20 protein-coding genes are annotated in these 20467 nt (G+C 42.7%); 6 read left to right on the top strand and 14 right to left on the bottom strand.

Annotation, left to right across the window (positions count from 1 at the left end; all coding sequences use genetic code 11):
- Positions 1-173 precede the first annotated feature (173 nt).
- From tpx to MJ761_RS02645, 3 genes are all read left to right on the top strand, one after another.
- Positions 174-671, top strand: a complete 498-nt coding sequence (tpx, locus tag MJ761_RS02655) for a thiol peroxidase (RefSeq protein ID WP_093090619.1) — start codon at positions 174-176, stop codon at positions 669-671.
- Between the two features lie 123 nt (positions 672-794).
- The gene (locus tag MJ761_RS02650; RefSeq protein WP_093090621.1) at positions 795-1472 is read left to right on the top strand and encodes an epoxyqueuosine reductase QueH; all 678 of its coding nucleotides are present in this window, start codon (positions 795-797) and stop codon (positions 1470-1472) included.
- A gap of 321 nt (positions 1473-1793) precedes the next feature.
- Positions 1794-2126, top strand: a complete 333-nt coding sequence (locus MJ761_RS02645) for a DMT family transporter (RefSeq protein WP_093090623.1) — start codon at positions 1794-1796, stop codon at positions 2124-2126.
- A 49-nt stretch (positions 2127-2175) separates the two neighbouring features.
- Here MJ761_RS02645 and hfq read toward each other — a convergent pair whose 3' ends face one another.
- The 14 genes from hfq to MJ761_RS02575 all read right to left on the bottom strand — a co-directional run bounded on the left by hfq (position 2176) and on the right by MJ761_RS02575 (position 16296).
- Positions 2176-2424: an RNA chaperone Hfq gene (gene hfq, locus MJ761_RS02640; protein WP_025330801.1), complete on the bottom strand. Its 249-nt coding sequence runs from the start codon at positions 2422-2424 to the stop codon at positions 2176-2178.
- A gap of 84 nt (positions 2425-2508) precedes the next feature.
- Positions 2509-3960, bottom strand: a complete 1452-nt coding sequence (der, locus tag MJ761_RS02635; RefSeq protein WP_093090626.1) for a ribosome biogenesis GTPase Der — start codon at positions 3958-3960, stop codon at positions 2509-2511.
- A gap of 134 nt (positions 3961-4094) precedes the next feature.
- Positions 4095-4721, bottom strand: coding sequence for a YfgM family protein (locus MJ761_RS02630; RefSeq protein ID WP_093090628.1), 627 nt, complete (start codon positions 4719-4721; stop codon positions 4095-4097).
- Positions 4721-6013, bottom strand: a complete 1293-nt coding sequence (gene hisS / locus MJ761_RS02625) for a histidine--tRNA ligase (RefSeq protein ID WP_093090630.1) — start codon at positions 6011-6013, stop codon at positions 4721-4723. Before hisS ends, MJ761_RS02630 begins: the two co-directional genes overlap by 1 nt.
- A gap of 64 nt (positions 6014-6077) precedes the next feature.
- Entirely contained in the window at positions 6078-7346 is a 1269-nt protein-coding gene (gene ispG / locus MJ761_RS02620) for a flavodoxin-dependent (E)-4-hydroxy-3-methylbut-2-enyl-diphosphate synthase (RefSeq protein WP_093090632.1), read from the bottom strand.
- Position 7347: 1 nt separating this feature from the next.
- The gene (locus MJ761_RS02615; protein ID WP_093090634.1) at positions 7348-8232 is read right to left on the bottom strand and encodes a RodZ domain-containing protein; all 885 of its coding nucleotides are present in this window, start codon (positions 8230-8232) and stop codon (positions 7348-7350) included.
- Positions 8232-8996, bottom strand: a complete 765-nt coding sequence (pilW, locus tag MJ761_RS02610; RefSeq protein WP_093090636.1) for a type IV pilus biogenesis/stability protein PilW — start codon at positions 8994-8996, stop codon at positions 8232-8234. Before pilW ends, MJ761_RS02615 begins: the two co-directional genes overlap by 1 nt.
- A 4-nt stretch (positions 8997-9000) precedes the next feature.
- Complete coding sequence (gene rlmN, locus MJ761_RS02605) at positions 9001-10083, bottom strand: dual-specificity RNA methyltransferase RlmN (RefSeq protein ID WP_093090637.1); 1083 nt, start codon at positions 10081-10083, stop codon at positions 9001-9003.
- A gap of 660 nt (positions 10084-10743) precedes the next feature.
- Positions 10744-11169 carry a nucleoside-diphosphate kinase gene (ndk, locus tag MJ761_RS02600; RefSeq protein ID WP_093090639.1) on the bottom strand — a complete coding sequence of 142 codons (426 nt, stop codon included), beginning with the start codon at positions 11167-11169 and terminating at the stop codon, positions 10744-10746.
- Positions 11170-11260: 91 nt separating this feature from the next.
- Complete coding sequence (gene zapE, locus MJ761_RS02595) at positions 11261-12427, bottom strand: cell division protein ZapE (RefSeq protein WP_093090641.1); 1167 nt, start codon at positions 12425-12427, stop codon at positions 11261-11263.
- A gap of 147 nt (positions 12428-12574) precedes the next feature.
- Positions 12575-12892, bottom strand: a complete 318-nt coding sequence (locus MJ761_RS02590) for an integration host factor subunit beta (protein WP_037405699.1) — start codon at positions 12890-12892, stop codon at positions 12575-12577.
- A 6-nt stretch (positions 12893-12898) separates the two neighbouring features.
- Positions 12899-14581: a 30S ribosomal protein S1 gene (rpsA, locus tag MJ761_RS02585; protein ID WP_093090643.1), complete on the bottom strand. Its 1683-nt coding sequence runs from the start codon at positions 14579-14581 to the stop codon at positions 12899-12901.
- Between the two features lie 224 nt (positions 14582-14805).
- On the bottom strand, positions 14806-15480 hold the full coding sequence (gene cmk, locus MJ761_RS02580) for a (d)CMP kinase (RefSeq protein ID WP_093090645.1): 675 nt from the start codon (positions 15478-15480) through the stop codon (positions 14806-14808).
- Between the two features lie 195 nt (positions 15481-15675).
- A complete protein-coding gene (locus tag MJ761_RS02575) occupies positions 15676-16296 on the bottom strand; it encodes a nitric oxide reductase (protein WP_141683395.1) in 621 nt (206 codons plus the stop codon).
- Positions 16297-16496: 200 nt separating this feature from the next.
- Here MJ761_RS02575 and aroA point away from each other — a divergent pair, with 200 nt between their 5' ends.
- From aroA to MJ761_RS02560, 3 genes are all read left to right on the top strand, one after another.
- Positions 16497-17810: a 3-phosphoshikimate 1-carboxyvinyltransferase gene (gene aroA / locus MJ761_RS02570; RefSeq protein WP_093090836.1), complete on the top strand. Its 1314-nt coding sequence runs from the start codon at positions 16497-16499 to the stop codon at positions 17808-17810.
- A gap of 81 nt (positions 17811-17891) precedes the next feature.
- A complete protein-coding gene (ruvB, locus tag MJ761_RS02565) occupies positions 17892-18932 on the top strand; it encodes a Holliday junction branch migration DNA helicase RuvB (protein ID WP_093090649.1) in 1041 nt (346 codons plus the stop codon).
- 69 nt (positions 18933-19001) lie between these two features.
- Positions 19002-20390, top strand: coding sequence for a phosphomannomutase/phosphoglucomutase (locus MJ761_RS02560; protein ID WP_093090651.1), 1389 nt, complete (start codon positions 19002-19004; stop codon positions 20388-20390).
- Positions 20391-20467: the final 77 nt, after the last annotated feature.

Below are 20467 nucleotides of genomic sequence, written 5' to 3'. Positions count from 1 at the left end.
GAATACAGCAATATCTGTAACAGCCATGCTGGCTGGTTGCATTAATTAACTTTGCTTATGCGCCGGCTTTTTAACAACTGTAATCAGCATAGATAAACTTTGACAGTTACCCGCCAATCGCCCACAATAAGCCTACACCTCATTAACCAGATTAAACATCAAAGGATACAATCATGAGTACAGTTACCCTGAAAGGTACACCCGTAGAAGTAGGCGGCCAGTTTCTACAAGCAGGCAGCACCGCTCCGGCATTCAGCCTTACCGATGCCAGCCTGAACGAAGTATCACTTGCAGATTTCGCCGGCAAACGCAAAGTGCTGAATATTTTCCCCAGCGTGGATACAGGTGTTTGTGCTGCGTCAGTACGCCATTTCAATGCAGCCGCAGCCAAGCTGTCCAATACTGTTGTATTGTGTATTTCTGCTGATTTACCTTTTGCTCAGGCACGTTTTTGTGGTGCTGAAGGGCTGGATCAGGTAAAAACTTTATCTACATTCCGCCATCCTGAATTTCAGGATCAATACGGTGTTAAGCTCAGTACTGGTCCTTTGGCTGGTTTATGTGCCCGCGCTGTCATTGTGCTGGATGAAAACAATCAGGTATTACATAGCCAGCTAGTGGCTGAAATCACCACTGAACCAGATTATGAGCAGGCATTAGCTGCGCTGTAAAACAGCCCTCTCATACAAGCGTTCAGATATCTGAACGCTTTTTTTCTTTCCGGCTATGTTGTTGTGCTGGCAGCTTTGTTAAAATCTCTTCAGAAAAATATCGAATAACAGGAAATCACATCAATGAATCCACAACCAGTTACCACAGCGGTACAGCGCCCCAAATTAACTCCTCCCAATGGCGCAAATAAGGTATTGCTACACTCATGCTGCGCCCCCTGCTCCGGTGAAGTCATGGAAGCCATGCTGGCCGCCGGTATTGATTACACCATTTATTTTTATAATCCTAATATTCATCCGAAAAAAGAGTATGAGATTCGCAAAGATGAAAACAAAGCCTTTGCCGAAAAATTCAATATTCCCTTTATCGATGCTGATTATGATATGGATAATTGGTTTGAACGCGCCAAGGGCATGGAGTTTGAACCTGAACGCGGTATCCGCTGCACTATGTGCTTTGATATGCGCTTCGAACGCACAGCTTTATATGCACACGAAAACGGCTTTCCGGTTATTACCAGCTCATTAGGTATTTCCCGCTGGAAAAATATGCAGCAGATTAACGACTGTGGCAAACGCGCAGCAGAAAAATATCCCGACCTTACATACTGGGACTATAACTGGCGTAAAGGTGGTGGCAGCCAGCGCATGATTGAAATCAGTAAACGTGAGCAGTTTTACCAGCAAGAGTATTGTGGCTGTGCCTACTCATTGCGTGATAGCAATGCATGGCGCCGTGAGCATGGCAGGGAAACAATTAAAATTGGTACCAAATACTACGGTGTTGAAGACGAAGCATAAGCGATCAGCCTGAATACAATAGTATACAACTGCTTGCGCCAACGGCTCATCAAAAACAGTTTAGCTTGCAAGCGGATTCTGGTATAAATCCGCTTTTTCTTTGGTAAAAAATAGCAGCACAGAAATGAAATTATCAGTAATCCATTGTTTGGGTGCTGATAATCGAATTTTCTATTATCGGGCAACGCTGTCAATATTTCAGCCTGATAACCACACTGACTAAACCACACTACAGCGCGCTATATACAATATGACTGAACAGTGGCTTTTTTAGCTATGTTCTGCCATGCTTAAGCGCATAAGCAGCAAAAAAGGATCACTATGAATCAATGGCTTTTTCTAGCAGTAGCCATACTGGCGGAAATATTTGCAACCAGTATGCTTAAACTTAGTAATGGTTTTACACGGCTAATGCCCAGCATCTGTTCAATTGTGGGTTATATAATTTCATTCTATTGTCTGGCACAAACTTTGAAAACCATGCCGGTGGGTATTGCCTATGCAGTATGGTCTGGCGTAGGCATTGTATGTGTATCTCTGATAGCCTGGGTGAAGTTCGGACAAAAGCTGGATATGCCTGCTATTTTGGGTATTGGCTTGATACTGGTTGGTGTAATAGTTATTAATCTTTTTTCTAAATCAATGACCCATTAGTCAAAAGCCGTGGTTTCCCACGGCTTTTGACTAAAACAAAATAACTACATTACTCTGCAGATGCAGGTTTTGGTTCATGCTGCAAACTTACTGCTCGTGCAGGCACAATTGTAGAAATTGCATGTTTATATACCATTTGTGTTACTGAAGTGTTACGCAATAACACAACATACTGGTCAAACGATTCCACCTGACCTTGTAGTTTGATACCGTTAACCAGATAAATGGATACTGGCACATACTCTTTCCGCAGTGCATTCAAGAAAGGATCTTGTAACATTTGTCCTTTGGCGCTCATTTGGATACTCCGTTTTTTTGATTATGTTGTCGCTAAGCTGCACCCGCGTACAGCGATTAGAAAAGCGTAGCCAATCCTATCACATTACAGGGCATTTGTTTTCTTTGAACTGACTTTATTTTTACGCTTTACCTGCTTTTTCGATTGTTTAACCTGTTCACGCTTGGCTATACGGTTACTCAGTTTTACCCGCCGCAGGGGTCTGGCAGGTTTATCGTCTTTTTCGTCATAGGGATTTTTATTTACATTGTATTGAATACGTAAAGGTGTCCCCTGTAAATGAAATGCTTTACGAAATGTTTGCGTCAGATAACGGGTATAAGCATCACTGATGTGTTGCAAGGCATTACCATGTATGACAATGACCGGCGGATTCATGCCACCCTGATGGGCATAGCGCATCTTGGGACGAATCAGCCCTGCACGGGGAGGTTGCTGCCGCTCCAGCGCAGTTTGTAGCACACGGGTTATTTTCGGGGTCGGTAACTTAATCATTGCCGCATCATAAGCAGCCTGAATGGAGCTGAACAATCCATCAATTCCTTTTTCTTTCAATGCGGAAATAAAATGGAATTTGGCAAAATCCAGAAAATATAATTTACGCGCAATGTCTCTTTTTACCTGCTGCTTGCGCTCATCACTCAGTCCATCCCATTTATTTACCGCCACTACCAGAGCGCGCCCTGCCTCTAAAGCAAAGCCCGCAATGGTGGCATCCTGATCAGCTATATCTTGCTGGGCATCCAGTACCAGTACAGCAACATTAGCGGCTTCAATTGCCTGCATCGCCTTAATAACAGAAAACTTTTCTATTGCATTATCAACCTTGCCGCGCCGGCGTACGCCGGCAGTATCAATAATGGTAAATGGCTTGTCACCTCGTTCAAAGTCAATATGAATTGAATCTCGGGTAGTACCGGCCATATCAAAAGCAATTACCCTTTCCTCGCCCAAAATGGCATTCACAAGAGTTGATTTGCCCACATTCGGCCGGCCAATGACTGCAAAAACCGGATGATGGTTTTCAGTTTCCTCTTCTTCATCAGGAAATGTTTCCAAAACAGTTTCTATCAGTTCATAGACGCCGTCACCATGCGCCCCAGAGATCACAACAGGTTCACCAAGACTCAGCTCATAAAATTCAGCTGCCAGAACCGGCCGGTTACTGCCTTCGCCTTTATTTACAGCCAGATACACCGGGCGTGTACTCTGGCGCAGACGATTAGCGATAATCTGATCTTGTGGTGTTAAACCAGTACGGCCATCCACCAGAAAAATAACAGCATCAGCCTCATCAATAGCCTGTAGTGTATGTCGAGCCATTTCATACAAAATGCCACTGTCTACGACTGGTTCAAAGCCCCCTGTGTCTACTACCAGATAAGGTTTACTGCCTACCCGGCCATGCCCATAATGACGGTCACGGGTTAAGCCGGGCAAATCAGCAACCAGTGCATCCTTGCTACGGGTCAAACGGTTAAATAATGTTGATTTGCCTACATTCGGGCGACCAACCAGAACAATCGTTGGTTTCATAATTGATTCTTTCAGATAATTTTGCCTTGCTGTAAAACAGCAACAGCCTGCCAGCGGCAAGCTTTCAGTACAACTATAAACCTGAAATTCCAGCCAGATTGATCTGGCCGAGATTTCAGGTTTAATTAAACAGATTAGCTCAAACTGCTGATTTTCATCTGAAGTACTTCACGTTGTACTGAGTCTTTTGATAACAGATTTAGTGCCTGCTGATAGGCGGCAACTGCCTCAGCATTTTTCTTCTGAGCCTGTAGAATATCACCCTTAGTTTCCAGTAAAACTGGCTTAAACTGACCGGTTACTTTGATATCCAGTGCCTGCAAAGCATCATTATATTTACCCTGTTGTAAATAAACGGTAGCCAGTCTTTGGGCAACGATTGCCTGCAACAAATCATTATGCTGCTTATTTTTAACCCATTGTAAGTGACGGATAGCCTCATCATATTTACCGTCATCAAAAGCCGATCCTGCCATCATCAATGTGGCCTGAGTTGCATTCATAGTATCGGGATATTCTTCCTGTAATTGCCGCAACGCTTTTTTACTTTCAGCTATATTATTGGTCTTTGCCTGCGTCACAAACGTCTCAAATACTGCTGCCGCTTTTTCATTATTACTGCGTATATGGCTTTGGTAGAGGACATAGCCCAGATAGGCCAAAGCTAAAACAACCAAAACCGCAAAAATCCAACGCCCCCAGCGACGCCAAAAATATTTGAAATTCGCTACTTCCTGTTCATCCTGAATATGTACAACCATTATGCCTTCTTCCATTGTTGGATTAACTGTAAGGCTGCGCTGGCAGCGACAGTTTGTTGTTCATGAGTACGCAGATTTTTAATTGTCAGCGTATTGTTTAATTGTTCTTCCTGCGCCACGATAACAGCGATTGCTGCACCGCTGGCATCAGCTTTCTTGAGTTGCGCTTTCAAGCTTTGTTCACCACAATGCAGGTAAACATTCAGTCCTTCAGCACGCAGTAATGCAGCATGCTGCATGGCTACCAGATTACTGCCTTCACCCTGATGTAAAATATATACATCGGGGGCATTATTAATAGCCAGCTGTCCGAATTCCTGTACCAGTAATAATAAACGTTCAATGCCCAGAGCAAAACCAATTGCTGAAGCAGGTTTACCGCCTAATTCTTCAATCAGCCCGTTATAGCGCCCACCACCACACACAGTAGCCTGCGCCCCGAGCTTGTCTGTTGTCCACTCAAATACTGTCAGATTATAGTAGTCCAGACCACGTACCAGACGCGGGTTTTCTACATAGCGAATGCCCAGACCATCCAGCATATTTTTCAGAGCATCATAATGTGCCAGAGATTCAGTTCCCAGATATTCTGTCAGACGTGGCGCAGCATTGGCCATTGCCTGCAAATCCGGATTTTTGGTATCAAGCACCCGCAGCGGATTGGTATGCATACGGCGCCGGCTGTCTTCGTCCAGTATAGCCTCATGCTGTTGCAGATAGGCAATCAGCGCCGTACGGTGAGCAGCCCGCTCCTGCTGATTACCCAGTGTATTTAGTTCCAGAGTCAGATGCTCTCGAATGCCCAGTCGCTCCCACAGATTGGCACTCATGGCAATCAGCTCAGCATCCACATCTGGCCCATTAAAGCCGAGTGCTTCAACACCTACCTGATGAAACTGGCGATACCGCCCTTTTTGTGGACGCTCCCGCCGGAACATCGGTCCCATATACCATAATTTCTGCGGATTATTATAAAGTAAATTATGCTCAACTACCGCACGCAGACAAGATGCCGTACCTTCCGGCCGCAGACTGAGACTTAGCTTATCGTTAGAATCAGCAAAAGTATACATCTCTTTGCCAATCACATCTGTTTCTTCACCAATTGAGCGCACAAACAGGCCAGTTTGCTCCACAATTGGTGTCCGAATCTGATGGTAGCCAAAACTACGTGTCCATGCGACAACCACATCTTCAAATGCCTGCCAGAGCGCAGAAGTCAGCTTGAAATCTTTCTGCGCCACTGGTAATAAATCATTCATGCCTTTAACGGCTTGGATTTTCTGACCCATATTAATTAAATTAATTGTCCATAAGAAACTGTATAGCGACTAATAGCCATCACAGTAATGCTAATTATAAAGCTGTAATCGGAATAACTTTTGCCGTTTGCCGTTTTTTTCCCTGCTCACCATAATTGGTATGGATATATTCTTCTACCAATGCCAGAAACTCTTCGGCCATATGCTCCCCTTTTAAAGTGGTTTTCCGTTCGCCATCCACATAGACAGGAGCCACTGGAGTTTCACCAGTTCCCGGCAAAGAAATACCAATATCAGCAAGTTTGCTTTCACCCGGACCGTTAACTACACAGCCCATAACGGCTACATTCAGATTTTCAACCCCCGGATATCGCAGCCGCCAGACGGGCATTTGCTTACGCAAATATTGCTGTATATCACGCGCCAGCTCCTGAAATACTGTACTAGTAGTACGTCCACAGCCCGGACAGGCCGTTACCAGAGGTGTAAAAGAGCGCAGTCCCATGGTTTGCAGGATTTCCTGCGCCACGACTACTTCCTGTGTGCGTGCACTGCCCGGTTCTGGTGTAAGCGATACCCGAATAGTATCACCAATGCCCTGTTGCAATAAAATCGCCAGAGCTGCAGTAGAAGCCACAATGCCTTTACTGCCCATACCTGCCTCAGTTAGACCAAGATGCAAGGGATACAAGCAACGTGCTGCCAGATTATGATAAACCTCAATTAAATCCTGCACATTGGATACTTTGCACGACAAGATTATTCGGTTAGCCGGCAAACCCAGATCTTCTGCCTTCTGTGCAGATTCCAGTGCAGAAACAATTAATGCTTCTTTCATGACTGCTTCAGCGGGCTGTGGATCTGATAAAGCCAGATTGCTGTCCATCATACGTTTGGCCAGAGCCTGATCCAGAGAGCCCCAGTTTACGCCAATACGAACAGCTTTATCATATTCAGCAGCAGTGTGAATCATATAGGCAAATTTTTCATCTCCCTTCACACCTTTACCCACATTGCCGGGGTTAATCCGATATTTGGATAGTGCCCGCGCACAATCCGGATAGTCCTTGAGCAGACGATCGCCATTAAAATGAAAATCCCCTACCAAAGGAACATTACAGCCGATATCATCAAGACGTTGTCGAATTTCCGGTACTTTGGCAGCAGCCTGTGGTGAATTTACTGTAATCCGTACCAGCTCTGAACCGGCATCAGCTAAAGCTTTAATCTGGCTGGCAGTCTGTTCAGCATCTGCCGTGTCGGTATTGGTCATTGACTGTACCAGTACTGGTTCATCAGAACCAATTACAACGTGGTCAATTTTTACCTGATGTGTTTTCCTGCGTGTTCCAGCCAGCGTCATTTCAATTTCCACCTACCGTTATTACAGCTGTTCTTTTTTTATTTTGTGGGATAGCAACATCTTTGCCTGCAAACTGGATACTGGCACCCAGTGTTTTACCCAGAATAATTTTATATGGTGCAGCACCACTAAACTGATGTGTACTCCCCGCGTCAACAGTCTCTTTGATTAACACTTTGCCACTTCTGTCACTTACTTGTAACCATGTGTTGTTTTCAAGTTTAATAACCAGTGCCTCTGTACTCTCTGCAAGAGATTGCGAAGCCTCTCTACCAGTACGGCCAGCATCAGTCTGGCTGGCATTTGCTCCAGAGGAAGCAGCGCGTGTACTGGTTTGCTCACTGGCTGTCATCGGTACAATCCGGATATTACTGGCTGCGATATCACCGATAGAAGTTGCTTGTGCTGATATTTCCTGACTAGCCGTCGCAGTCTGTCTGGCGTTTTCTGAGGTTGATTTATGTTGCCAAGCATAAACCACGGCACCAATTAAAATGACCACAAGTACAACAATTAGCCAGCGTGGAAAATGGCGACGCTGTAACTTGTTCTGAAAATCCAATTCTTCCGGTGTTACCTTACTAACCTCGGAAGTTAATTGCTGATTGCCTGCCGGAAATATTTGTTGCAGATATTGCTTTAATTCTTTCTCATCCAGTTCAAGTAATCGGGCATATGAACTCAGAAAACCTTTGATAAACACAGCTTCGGGCAAACCCTTATAGCGGCCACTTTCCATTGCCTCAACCTGTCTGGCTGGTAATTTCAAGCGCTCAGCCACCTCGCCGACAGATAAGCCCTTTTGCTTTCGTGTCTGTGAAAGTATTGTTCCTAAAGTGGCTGCGGCATTTGAACCGGATTCAGGATTTGTGCTTTGCTCATTCATCAGAATTTTCCTGTAGAAACCTGCTCTAATTCAGCAGAGTAAGGGAAATTATTACGCAGTTGAGCTTCATATTCATAGGCTGCCTGCGTATTACCTAATGATCTTTCAATTCTCCACCCCAATAATAAATCATCAGCAGATAATTTATTTATCTGACTTTGATACTGCTTAAACATATAATTGGCTTCTGATACACTGCCTGACTGCAAATTGTTACGCGCCATTTCTTTTTTGGCAGCAATAAAATTAGGATTGGCAGCCAAAGCGCGCTCAAAATAACTATTGGCCAATTGATATTGGCCCATACGGCTGCTGCAAATACCTTTATTAAACTGAGCAGTTTCTGGTGTAGGATACGTTGGATCTGTCAAAGCTTTATCAAAATAGGCTATTGAAGCATTTGGCTTCTTTAAAGCATCACATAAAAACCAACCATAATTATTATTTACTTCAGCACTATTAGGTGCGATCGACAGCGCGCGCTGAAAACTTTCTTCAGCTTTAGCCGGTTCTTTTAGATATTGCCATATCTGAGCTCGTATCAACCATGCATCAAATGAACTACTATTGTTTTTTAATGCTTCATCAATAGCTTCTACAGCCTGACGATAGTTTTTGGTTTTCATATACTCAATTGCCAGTTGAGTTTTAATCTGGGCAACATCACGAGCCCGCTGAGCGGCTGTTGGTTTTTTATTGATACTTTGATTCGCACAAGCAGATAATATCAGTGCAAATAATAAAGTTAACCCTATTTTTTTCATCAAATCATCCCTGAACAAGTTGCCATTTTTGTTGACGTTGTGTTTTGTCTTTCACTTTTCCGGCCAGCTGGCCACATGCTGCATCAATATCATCACCACGAGTTTTTCTAACCGTAACAACAAAACCGGCTTCCTGCAATATTTCACGAAATATACGAATACGCTCACTTGTTGAACGTTCAAAACCGGAATTGGGAAATGGATTAAACGGAATCAGATTAAATTTACACGGTACATCCTTAACCAGCTCGATTAACTCGCGCGCATGTTGCGCAGAGTCATTGACATCTTTAAGCATTATATACTCGAAAGTAATAAAATCGCGTGGTGCCTTAGCGAGATAACGCTGACAGGCTGCCATTAGCTGGCCAAGTGGGTATTTTTTATTCAATGGAATAAGTTTATCCCGTACCTTGTCATTAGATGCATGCAACGAAATAGCCAGAGCAACCGGCATGACTTCTTTTAGTCGATCCATTTGCGGTACCATGCCTGAAGTAGATACCGTTACGCGACGACGCGACAGACCGTAGCCATGATCATCCAGCATGATACTCAGTGCAGTTACCACGTTGTCAAAATTGGCCAGAGGTTCACCCATTCCCATCATGACCACATTTGAAATGACTCTTTCATCTTTAGGCGTTACACCAAGTGCTTTATTTGCCCACCATAACTGCCCAATAATTTCCGCAGTAGTCAGATTACGATTAAATCCCTGCCTTCCTGTAGAACAAAACAAACACTCCAATGCACAACCTATCTGAGAGGAAATACATAAAGTTCCGCGTGTATTTTCTGGAATAAAAACTGTTTCCACGCCATTACCCGTACCAACATCAAGTAACCATTTGCATGTCCCATCAACAGATTTTTGCTCAAACAGTAAATCCGGTACCTTTATTTCGGCATGATCCAGTAATTTATGGCGTAAAGATTTGGCCAGATCAGTCATATCAGTAAAATCGGCTACACCTCCCGGATGTATCCAGCGCATAACTTGTCTGGCACGAAAAGGTTTTTCTCCCATTTGAGCAAAAAGGGCAGTTAAACCGGGTAAATCAAAATTTAGCAAGTTGGTCTTCATCAGGGTAATACAATAATATTGGGAAAAAGCAGTAACAATTAGTTTTTACACATGTCATTATGCTGATAATTCAAATTTATTCAACAATTTATACAATAATTTAATTTATACCAGACTGGAAATACTATACATTTTTAAGTCTTCTCTCCGTTTTTTCCTTTTGGATAATAACGTTAAACCGGCACCATTAATCATTATCGGGTCTGTCCGAACTTTGGTAGCATACCAGCTATTATCTGTATTCTTAAATAAAAAATCATTGCCATCACGTATATCTAAGCTTTTACAGTTTCAGCATCACTAATATCTGAATTTGTTTTGGCTATTTATTTACAACTTAGTGCTAAATATAACACGCCCATTTAATTTTCCAATTAAGTGAAGTAATTAAAATAGAGAATATGCGTGCCAATTTTATCAAAACTGTTTCACTATGAGGTAAGATTTCAGAACCTGTTTTGCCAACAATCCGCTTCAAACAAATAATGTATTTGCCAAGATTTAAGTGCTAGTGAAAAATTTCCTTATAGAAATCAAACATTTGAATTTCACATGCAAAATCCAGCCATACTTTCCAATTATTCCATTTGCATTTTCATTTCAATTGTAAATTAGCCCACCTATCTTCAGGTGGACTAATTCTATAAACTTACCTTTGACTTAGCGTACACATAACTCATCAGCAGCAAAGAAATAGGCAATCTCTGTAGCGGCATTTTCAAGACTGTCTGAACCATGTACTGCATTAGCGTCAATAGAGTCAGCGAAATCAGCACGAATTGTACCTGCGGCAGCTTCTTTAGGATTAGTAGCACCCATCAGTTCACGGTTTTTTGCTACAGCACCTTCACCTTCGAGCACCTGAATCATCACAGGTCCGCTGATCATGAAATTAACCAGATCAGCAAAAAAAGGCCGTTCTTTATGTACAGCATAAAAGCCTTCTGCCTCTGCTTTGGAAAGATGTTTCATTTTAGCAGCAACAATTTTCAGACCATTGCTTTCAAAGCGGCTATAAATCTGTCCGATAACGTTTTTAGCCACGGCATCCGGTTTAACAATTGATAAAGTGCGTTCGATAGTCATATTCTTCCATTATGTTAAATATATAGGTTTTACATACTGACACAGAAAATTGCCAGAAAAACAGCTTTATCTATTTTAACAAAATTCAGCTTTATTTAATATCTTTTCCTGCATTACTGGTTTCTTCATCTAAATCCAATGTCTGATGTAATAAAGTCAAATATTCTTCCGAACCCATTTCAGTAAGTCGGCTGGCAGTACGCGTAAATTCATTTGCAAAATCACCATCGGTATAAATGTCATCTATAGCAACTTCACAACTAACACAAAGTTTGATACGGTAATCATATAGCACATCAATCAGCCACGTAAGCCGACGCGCTTCTGCCATTTGGCCACCATTCATTTTAGGTATACCAGATAAAATTAATACGCGAAATCGCTTCGCCAGTTCTAGATAGTCATTTTGGGAGCGCGGGCCGCAACATAATTCATTAAAGTCAAACCAGATTGTAGTTTCAGATAGAGCTTTATATACCAGCTTTCGTCCCAGTATTTCAATTTCACCGCCAACTATCTGCTGCTGATCATTAATCTTATGAAATAGTTGTTCAAGCTTCTTTTCGCTGGCTGTATCTGCCGGAATATAAAACACATCGGCAGGCTTTAGCACACGCATACGATAGTCCTGCCCACCATCCACATTCAGAATAGTCAATTGTTTTTCAATTAATGCAATAGTAGGTAGAAAACTGGATCGATTCTGACCTTGGGGATAAAGTTCGGCTGGGGCATAATTGGATGTAGCAACCATAACTACGCCTTGCTCAAATAAGCCATCAAGTAAGCGCCCCAGTATCATGGCATCTGCAATATCACTGACGTGGAATTCATCAAAACACAATACCCTGACTTCTTTTGCAATGTCTTGCGCCACTGCACTTAATGGATTGGTCTGACTATGATGATCTTTCAGGCGTTGTTGTACTTCTGCCATAAATGCATGGAAATGTACTCTGCGTTTGCGCTGGTAAGGCAAACAGCCAAAAAACACATCCATCAAAAAACTTTTGCCACGCCCCACTCCGCCATACATATATAGTCCTTTGGGTGCGCGTGGAGAGCGTAAGCTACGCCCTAAAAAGCGGTTTCGTTTACGCTTAAACATCATCAACTCAGTCCATAGCCTGTCCAGTTGTTTGATTGCACGTAACTGAGCCTCATCATGAATGAAACCGGGTTGCTGTTGTGCAGTTTGATACCAGATCAGAGGACTTTGATTATTAAATTCGGGAGCAGCAAAGGAAGTGGTGGTCATATTATAGAATTTCTTCCGGAAATCAAGATTGTATATAGCAAAAGTTAAAAAATGTAACCTTAGCACATTTGCTAGACTTTCGACCATCCTAAAATAAAAATACGCCGCAGAAACTGCGGCGTTAACGTCTATCTCAAAAAAACAATATTATTTATCCGCAGACGGCAGTGATTTATCAACGCGCTCGCGTAACTCCTTACCAGGTTTAAAGTGCGGTACATATTTTTCTGGTACCGATACTTTTTCCCCTGTTTTAGGATTACGGCCAATACGAGCTGGGCGATGATTCAAATCAAAGCTACCAAATCCACGAATTTCAATTCGCTGGCCTTTAGCTAAAGCACGAGTCATGGTATCAACGAGAATTTTGATACTTTGCTCAACATCTTTAGCGTTTAATACAGTACTATCATTATTAGCAGTATATAGTTCCGCCAAGCGAATCATTAACTCCGACTTCGTCATAACCGCTTATTCGCTTTCACCAGATAATTTTGCTTTTAACAAATCACCCAAGCTGGTAGTACCGGCAGAGGCATTGTTAGCAGATAATGAACGCAAAGCAGCACTGTTTTCCTGTGCATCTTTAGCTTTGATAGACAGATTGATATTCCGGTTTTTACGATCTACAGTTGTGATCACAGCTTCAACTTCATCGCCTTCTTTCAGGGCATTGCGAATGTCCTCAACACGATCATTTGAAACTTCAGATGCACGCAGATAACCTTCAACATCATCAGCCAATGCAATAACAGCACCTTTGGCATCCAATGATTTTACTTTACCAGTTACAATGCTGCCCTTGTCATTCACGCTGACATAATTGCTGAACGGATCACCAGCCAGCTGTTTCACGCCAAGAGAAATGCGTTCTTTATCAACATCAATGGCCAAGACTACGGCTTCAACCTCTTCACCTTTCTTGAACTGACGTACAGCTTCTTCACCGCCATCACTCCATGACAGATCAGACAGATGCACCAGACCATCAATACCACCAGGCAAGCCTACAAAGACACCAAAATCAGTGATAGATTTCACCACGCCTTTGATTTTTTCGCCTTTTTCATGATTGGATTCGAATTCCTGCCATGGATTGGCTTGACACTGTTTCATGCCCAGAGAAATGCGGCGACGATCCTCATCAATTTCCAGAATCATCACTTCTACTTCATCACCCATCTGAACTACTTTGCTTGGATGAACATTCTTGTTAGTCCAGTCCATTTCTGAAACGTGTACCAGACCTTCAATGCCCTGTTCGATTTCCACAAACGCACCGTAGTCAGTCAGATTGGTTACTTTACCAAACAGACGGGTACCTTGCGGATAACGACGAGCCAGACCATTCCATGGATCTTCGCCTAATTGTTTCAGACCTAAAGAAACACGGCTGCGTTCCTGATCAAATTTCAATACTTTGGCTTCTACTTCCTGGCCAACTTCCAGTACTTCACTTGGATGTTTAACGCGACGCCATGCCAGATCAGTGATGTGCAGTAAACCATCAATACCGCCCAGATCAACGAAGGCACCATAATCGGTAATGTTTTTCACAATACCTTTCACTACTGAACCTTCTTTCAGGTTTTCCAGCAATGCCTTACGTTCTTCGCCTAATGTTTCTTCCAGCACTGCACGGCGGGAAACCACAACATTATTACGACGCTTATCCAGTTTGATTACTTTGAATTCAATTTCCTTGCCTTCAAAGTGAGAGGTGTCTTTAACCGGACGTACATCTACCAGTGAACCAGGCAGGAATGCACGAATGCTGTTGATCATTACAGTCAGGCCGCCTTTAACCTTACCATTGATCACACCTGACAGAATTTCACCATTTTCCATGGCTTCTTCCAGCTTGATCCAGTCAGCTGCACGTTTGGCTTTTTCACGTGACAGTTTAGTTTCACCAAAACCATTTTCCACAGATTCAATAGTTACAGTGACAAAATCGCCAACTTTAACTTCAATCTCGCCCGCTGCATTTTTGAATTCGCTCACCTCAATCAGGGATTCTGATTTCAGACCGGCATTCACAGTGACGAAATTATTGTCTATGGCAACAACTTCTGCGGTAATGACTTCGCCGGGATTCATCTCTTGCAAGGTGAAGCTTTCTTCCAGCAACTGGGCAAAATTTTCCATAGTCATATATTTATATTCTCAAACAAGTATCGTCAGGGGATACGGAAGTTAGTTAATCAAAACCGGCACACCCTGACTGTGCCAGCAATACTAAAATCTACTGATGCAAATTACCAATACATCAGCATAAAAAAACATGAAAACAATTATTTGGCACAGGGTTCATATCCTTCAAACATAGCAAGAATACAGAACACCCATACACAAAAGTCCAGAATTGTAACCTATTTTTAGATTTTTCGATACCAATCAAGCACTTTTTCTACACTTTCTTTAATGTTAAGCGAAGAGGTATCGAGGATTATTGCATCATTGGCAGGTTTAAGAGGGGCTACCGCACGGGAGCGATCAGCCTGATCCCGTTTTTCAATATCAGTAAGTATCCGCTGATAATCTGCTCCATCAGTAGCTAAGCCCAGTTGTAAGGCACGTCGTTGAGCCCGTATTGGTGCACTGGCAGTAAGAAATATTTTGAGTTCTGCTTGCGGAAACACTACTGAAGCCATATCCCGCCCATCAGCTACCAACCCTCGTGGCGCTAAAAAATCTCTTTGGCGTTGTAATAGCGCCGTCCGCACCGCCGGTAAAGCAGCAATAGCCGAAGCGCCCATGCCAATGTTTTCCGTGCGAATAGCAGCTGTTACATCCATACCATTCAATAAAATGGAATCTGTGCTGAAAATCACTGGTAATTTATACGCTAGTGTAGCAATCTCATGTTCATTATCCCAGTCAATATTCTGTTGACTAGCATATAAGGCAGTTAATCGATAAAGTGCACCGGAATCCAGATAGTCCCTGTTCAAAATAGCGGCTACTTGTGCAGCCACTGTTCCTTTACCGGAAGCACTGGGGCCATCAATAGCAATTACTTTCATTCGTGGCTCAGATTGCGACACAGCCATATCTTACCTTTTCACAAAATTTTCTGCACATTATACTGAAATTTATCCTCAAGCAATAACTGACTGATATTTTTATATTTTAAAGCAGAAAATTTGCTCTAGTCATAATTAGTAAAATTAATAAACCACCAATCTCACTTTCAACATCAGAAGGCCAGAATTCCATTTTTAGCCAATACCGTAATTTAACGTGCTTCAACTTGCTTTAATAATTTTCCTATCCGAACCAATTATTGTTCGCCATTGCAACGCAGCTGATATAGTAAACAAAGCCAATATAAAGGGACATTCATATAATTCTTCCAGCATATCATCATAAATAGGATTATACAGAATAAAATGTGCAATCCAGCGGCCACGTTCTACTGCATCAGCCAATAAAAAGCCTGTAGCAGCCAGCAGGAAATTCCATGCAGGAAAAGGCTGGTGATAGTAATATTTGATGCCGGCACGCAAACGTGGCCACAACAACATTAATATCAGCCCCAGAATCAATACTGCCGCTATACCATGATAGAACGCGTGCGAATAACCAGAAAAAGTTTGTCTGCCCCAGTTTTGATCACGTCCCAGCAATACCAGCCACCATAATGATGCCCACAACCAGAATGCTCTTTCTTCGCCAGTTAATCTACTATATAAAGTTGATAAGAGGGTAAACACAAAGCAAAATAGTAAGAAAAAGGTTTGCCCCTGTTCAATAAATATCACCCAATCAGGATTGATATGTAATCTCTGCACCCAAGGTACAAACAATATCATTAATAGCCAGACTGTACTGAACTTAGACCAGCGCCAGTCAAGATTCATTTTCATAGCCATCACATTAAAATATTAATATATTGACTATTATACTTAAGGTTACAATTGATTACCTGATTTATATATACTTTATTTATAGTTTGTTTGCGCACTTTTCTGTTTATACATGTCAAAATCACTGCATATATAGATATCCTGTAGCACAATTAACTGATAAACTTCCAGCCAAATCTTTGAAATTAGCCAATATCAGCATGAATACCCTGCATTTAAAAGCCAGTATTTGTCATTCAGCCAGTATCAATTTACCCGGTTCAAAAAGCATCAGCAATCGTATTTTGCTCCTAGCAGCACTAGCTGAGAATACAAGTGAAATTCATGATTTACTTGATTCAGATGATACACATTACATGCTGAAAGCATTAAAGAGCCTTGGCGTCAAATTTGAATATTTAGCTGCTGAAGATAAAAAATCGGGCTTACATATCAGAGTATACGGGTGCAAAGGTAAGTTCCCACAACAGCAGGCAGATTTATTCCTTGGTAATGCAGGCACAGCATTCAGGCCTTTAACTGCCGTACTGGCCATACTGGGAGGAGAATATTATTTACACGGCGTGGCACGTATGCATGAACGCCCTATTGGTGACCTCGTTGAAGCTCTGCAATTAGCCGGAGCAGTAATCGAATATAAGGGGCAGACCGGTTTTCCACCCTTACAAATTTATCCTACCCAGCAAAACAGAAATAACCATATCAACATTAAAGGTAATGTATCAAGCCAGTTTTTAACCGCACTGTTAATGGCTTTACCGTTAACCGGAAAAGCTTACACCATTGATGTCTGTGGCGAACTTATATCCAAACCCTACATTACTATTACCTTAAAGCTGCTTGAACAATTTGGTATTCAGGTTAAACACAAAGATTTTCAGACATTTCAGCTGCCTGCTGGGCAGCACTATCATGCGCCTGCACAAATTTTTGTAGAAGGTGATGCATCCAGTGCTTCATACTTCCTTGCTGCCGGACTAATATCTGGTAAATCTATTCGTGTTAATGGTATTGACGCCCACAGCATTCAGGGTGATATTGCCTTTATACACGAGTTGGAAAAAATTGGTGCACATGTACACTGGGGTGAACAGTTTATTGAGATATCACGTTGCTCTGATCAGCCTATTCAGCCCTTCGATATCGATGCCAATCATATTCCGGATGCAGCTATGACTCTTGCCATTGTGGCTCTGGCCTGTAAAGAAACGTGTCATATTCGCAATATTGCCAGCTGGCGCGTTAAAGAAACTGACCGCATCGAAGCCATGACTACTGAATTACGCAAACTTGGTGCTCATGTTATGGCCACTGAGGACAGTATCAGTATTACGCCTCCTGCAAAATTGCAGGCCGACGTCCACATCCATACCTATGACGATCATAGAATGGCCATGTGTTTTTCACTTGTCAGCCTGCTGGGCACTTCCGTCTATATAGATGATCCACAATGTGTCAATAAAACTTTCCCCGAATATTTCAAAGCTTTTACTGGCATGTGCACACCTATTTAAAATCAGAACTTTACCCAGTCTGTTTTCTATTTACTCTGACCTAAAGCCGTTATTGATATAATTTGTTTTTTTTATTTAGCCATGCTACAAACAGACCAACTTTCAGGTGCACAGCCACAACGTGTCATCAGCCCGCAAACTACCTCAGCACAGGAGGAACAGCTGGAACGCGCCTTGCGCCCGCGCGCGCTGACAGACTATATTGGACAGCATAAGACCAAAGAACAGCTTTCTATCTTTATTCAGGCTGCGAAAATACGGCGTGAAGCTCTGGATCATACCTTATTATTTGGCCCTCCTGGTCTGGGCAAGACTACTCTGGCTCATATCATTGCTCATGAACTTGGCGTTAATCTGCGCCAGACATCTGGGCCGGTACTCGAACGAGCTGGAGATCTGGCTGCACTGCTTACCAATCTTGAGCCACATGACGTTCTTTTTATAGATGAAATTCATCGCCTCAATCCGGTAGTAGAAGAAATATTGTACCCAGCTTTGGAAGATTACCAGTTAGATATCATGATTGGAGAAGGCCCCGCAGCGCGCTCGGTCAAAATCGATCTCCCGCCTTTTACTCTCGTCGGCGCTACCACTCGAGCAGGTATGCTAACCAATCCATTGCGAGACCGCTTTGGCATAGTCTCACGTCTGGAATTCTACAATAACACCGATTTAACTACTATTGTTGCCCGCTCCGCCCAACTGCTAAAATTACAAATTGACAACACCGGTGCAGCTGAAATTGCCAGACGCAGCCGGGGGACGCCACGTATCGCCAATCGCCTGTTACGACGTGTACGTGATTATGCCGAAGTAAAATACCAAGGTCAGATCAATGCCGAAGTAGCAGATGCGGCATTAAAAATGTTAGATATTGATCAATCCGGGCTAGATGTTATGGACTGCAAGTATCTGGAAGCCATTCTATATAAATTTGCAGGTGGTCCTGTTGGTCTGGATAACATTGCAGCAGCAATTGGCGAATCAACTGATACCATCGAAGATGTTATCGAACCCTATTTAATTCAGCAGGGTTTCTTACAGAGAACACCACGAGGACGAATGGCTACGGAATTAAGCTACAGCCATTTTGGCTTACCTGCTCCCAGCACTAAAGCCTAATTCATCTGTAAACAGATAGCCTTATCTTTAAAATTTAACCAAATACAAGAACAACCAAGGAAATTATTCATGACCTCAAAACAGATTGATGCCAGCATATTTAAAGCATATGATATCCGTGGCATTGTGGATGTTTCATTAAACAAAGATACAGCCGAGCTGATTGGCCGCGCCATTGCTACCGTAGCTCTCAGCAAGGGAATCGACCAGATTGCTATTGGCCGCGATGGCCGCCTGTCAGGCCCGATTCTGGCAACCAGTCTGATTCAGGGTATTAGCGCCTGTGGAATTAATGTAATTGATGTAGGTATGGTTGCTACACCAATGCTGTATTTTGCGGCGATTGAGCATTGTCAGGGTAGTGGTATCATGATTACAGGTAGCCATAATCCACCTGATTACAATGGCTTTAAAATGATGTTAGCTGGAACTACTCTTGCTGGTGACGATATTCAGACATTACGCAAAATTATCGAATCCGGTCAGTTGGCCTCCTCCGTCGAACATAGCGGAAGCGTGGTTTCCCTACCCATCGCATCTGAATACATTAATTATATTGCCAATCATGTTCAGCTTAAACGGCCAATGAAAATTGTAATAGATGCAGGCAATGGAGTAGCCGGCGCTTATGCTGGAGATTTATATCGTGCTTTGGACTGTGAAGTAACAGAATTATTTTGTGAAGTAGATGGCAATTTCCCCAATCACCACCCTGATCCGGCTAAGCCAGCCAATCTACAGGATTTAATTCAGGCCTTACAGAATAGTGATGCAGAAATCGGTATGGCTTTTGATGGCGATGGTGATCGTCTGGGCGTAGTAACCAAAGATGGGCAGATTATTTATCCCGACCGCCAGCTGATGCTATTTGCAGCAGATGTATTGGCACGCAATCCTAAAGCAAAAGTTATTTATGACGTTAAATCTACTCGATTACTCAAACCATGGATTGAGCAGCATGGTGGCGAATCCATCATGAGTAAAACCGGCCACAGTTTCATTAAAGCCGCAATCAAGGAACATGGTGCACTGCTGGCTGGTGAAATGAGCGGTCACGTATTTTTTAAAGAACGCTGGTTAGGTTTTGACGATGGCTTGTATGCCGGTGCCCGTTTACTGGAAATTTTGTCTGCAAGTGAAAATCCATCAGCAGTTTTAAATGATTTGCCTGAAGGCATATCTACACCTGAATTAAACATTGCCGTTCCTGCGGGACAATCAGGGCACGAAATTATCGCCAGTCTGGCACAAAATGCTCAGTTTAATGATGAAGTTGAACGCATCACCATTGATGGTCTAAGAGTGGAATTTAAAGATGGATTTGGGCTAATGCGCGCTTCTAATACTACCCCTGTGTTGGTATTACGATTTGAGGCAGACAACCAGCAAGCTTTAGACAATATCATAGCTCAATTCAAAGCTGTAATTTCACAAAATCCGGATTTAAGCTGGAATTAAATGTGTAAATTGAATTTGGCATCAGATGCAGTATCTGATTTGCACTAAAACCACAAACGGCTACTTAAAGTAGCCGT

This window comes from Snodgrassella communis, from assembly GCF_914768045.1.
Lineage (GTDB): Bacteria > Pseudomonadota > Gammaproteobacteria > Burkholderiales > Neisseriaceae > Snodgrassella > Snodgrassella communis.
The sequence above is the reverse complement of the archived record's forward strand: the minus strand, read 5'-3'. Positions and strand labels throughout refer to the sequence as shown.

Coding starts and splice junctions, on each gene's coding strand:
- tpx (WP_093090619.1), top strand. CDS start 174: ATGAGTACAGTTACCCTGAAAGGTACACCCGTAGAAGTAGGCGGCCAG.
- MJ761_RS02650 (WP_093090621.1), top strand. CDS start 795: ATGAATCCACAACCAGTTACCACAGCGGTACAGCGCCCCAAATTAACT.
- MJ761_RS02645 (WP_093090623.1), top strand. CDS start 1,794: ATGAATCAATGGCTTTTTCTAGCAGTAGCCATACTGGCGGAAATATTT.
- hfq (WP_025330801.1), bottom strand. CDS start 2,424: ATGAGCGCCAAAGGACAAATGTTACAAGATCCTTTCTTGAATGCACTG.
- der (WP_093090626.1), bottom strand. CDS start 3,960: ATGAAACCAACGATTGTTCTGGTTGGTCGCCCGAATGTAGGCAAATCA.
- MJ761_RS02630 (WP_093090628.1), bottom strand. CDS start 4,721: ATGGTTGTACATATTCAGGATGAACAGGAAGTAGCGAATTTCAAATAT.
- hisS (WP_093090630.1), bottom strand. CDS start 6,013: ATGGGTCAGAAAATCCAAGCCGTTAAAGGCATGAATGATTTATTACCA.
- ispG (WP_093090632.1), bottom strand. CDS start 7,346: ATGACGCTGGCTGGAACACGCAGGAAAACACATCAGGTAAAAATTGAC.
- MJ761_RS02615 (WP_093090634.1), bottom strand. CDS start 8,232: ATGAATGAGCAAAGCACAAATCCTGAATCCGGTTCAAATGCCGCAGCC.
- pilW (WP_093090636.1), bottom strand. CDS start 8,996: ATGAAAAAAATAGGGTTAACTTTATTATTTGCACTGATATTATCTGCT.
- rlmN (WP_093090637.1), bottom strand. CDS start 10,083: ATGAAGACCAACTTGCTAAATTTTGATTTACCCGGTTTAACTGCCCTT.
- ndk (WP_093090639.1), bottom strand. CDS start 11,169: ATGACTATCGAACGCACTTTATCAATTGTTAAACCGGATGCCGTGGCT.
- zapE (WP_093090641.1), bottom strand. CDS start 12,427: ATGACCACCACTTCCTTTGCTGCTCCCGAATTTAATAATCAAAGTCCT.
- MJ761_RS02590 (WP_037405699.1), bottom strand. CDS start 12,892: ATGACGAAGTCGGAGTTAATGATTCGCTTGGCGGAACTATATACTGCT.
- rpsA (WP_093090643.1), bottom strand. CDS start 14,581: ATGACTATGGAAAATTTTGCCCAGTTGCTGGAAGAAAGCTTCACCTTG.
- cmk (WP_093090645.1), bottom strand. CDS start 15,480: ATGGCTGTGTCGCAATCTGAGCCACGAATGAAAGTAATTGCTATTGAT.
- MJ761_RS02575 (WP_141683395.1), bottom strand. CDS start 16,296: ATGAAAATGAATCTTGACTGGCGCTGGTCTAAGTTCAGTACAGTCTGG.
- aroA (WP_093090836.1), top strand. CDS start 16,497: ATGAATACCCTGCATTTAAAAGCCAGTATTTGTCATTCAGCCAGTATC.
- ruvB (WP_093090649.1), top strand. CDS start 17,892: ATGCTACAAACAGACCAACTTTCAGGTGCACAGCCACAACGTGTCATC.
- MJ761_RS02560 (WP_093090651.1), top strand. CDS start 19,002: ATGACCTCAAAACAGATTGATGCCAGCATATTTAAAGCATATGATATC.